This is a genomic window from Cupriavidus sp. FW305-F7, from assembly GCF_058782875.1.
In genome coordinates this window covers 1-753 of sequence record NZ_JBYSYC010000133.1, presented here as the reverse complement: position 1 = coordinate 753, position 753 = coordinate 1, and the positions used below count along the sequence as shown (strand labels likewise).

Sequence of the window (753 nt, the reverse complement as noted above, 5' to 3'; positions counted from 1 at the left end):
TCCCTGCGAAGTAAGACGGCGACCACAGCGCACCGCCCCATAGCTTCTTGCTGATGCTCGGGTAGTTCTTCTTTCGGATCATACGGCTGGATACCCCTTTCAAGCTGTTTACCAGTGCGGACACCGCGACCTTTGGCGGGTAGTTCACAAGAAGGTGAACGTGATCGTCCTCCCCATCGAACTCCACCAGTTCAGCTTCGAAATCTGCGCAAACGCCGGTAAATATGTCGCGCAGGTCCTCTGCCGAATGTCATTGTCGTCGCTCATAGGCCAAGAGTATGATTGGGCCATGCAGCGTCTTCAAGCCTTCAAATACGAATTGATGCCGAACGGCGAGCAGCAGCGCAACATGCGCCGTTATGCCGGATCGTGCCGGTTCGTCTATAACAAGGCGCTGGCGTTGCAGAAACAGCGTTACGATCAAGGCGAAAAGAAGCTCAGCTATGCCGGTCTGTGTAAGCAACTCACGGAGTGGCGCAACAGCACGGAAACAGCATGGCTGGCCGATGCACCAGTCCATCCTCTTCAACAGACGCTCAAGGACTTGGAGCGGGCCTACACAAATTTCTTCGCAAAACGGGCCGACTTCCCGCGTTTCAAGAAGAAGGGTCTGGGCGACAGTTTCCGCTATCCCGACCAGAAGCAAATCAAGCTTGATCAGACCAACTCGCGTATCTTTTTGCCCAAGCTGGGCTGGCTGCGATACAGGAACAGCCGCGACGTACTCGGTGAGGTACGCAATGCCTGCGTCAG

At 55.2% G+C, this 753-nt stretch carries 1 protein-coding gene and 1 pseudogene; one reads left to right on the top strand and one right to left on the bottom strand.

The genetic code is table 11. From position 1 onward, the window contains the following. Positions 1 to 235: pseudogene (tnpA, locus tag AC3WL8_RS39945) on the bottom strand (IS200/IS605 family transposase); the annotation flags it as partial. A 54-nt stretch (positions 236 to 289) separates the two neighbouring features. Between tnpA and AC3WL8_RS39940 the strand changes: the two are divergent. Beyond that, the coding region (locus tag AC3WL8_RS39940; RefSeq protein WP_492380261.1) for an RNA-guided endonuclease InsQ/TnpB family protein at positions 290 to 753 on the top strand (464 nt) is incomplete at its 3' end.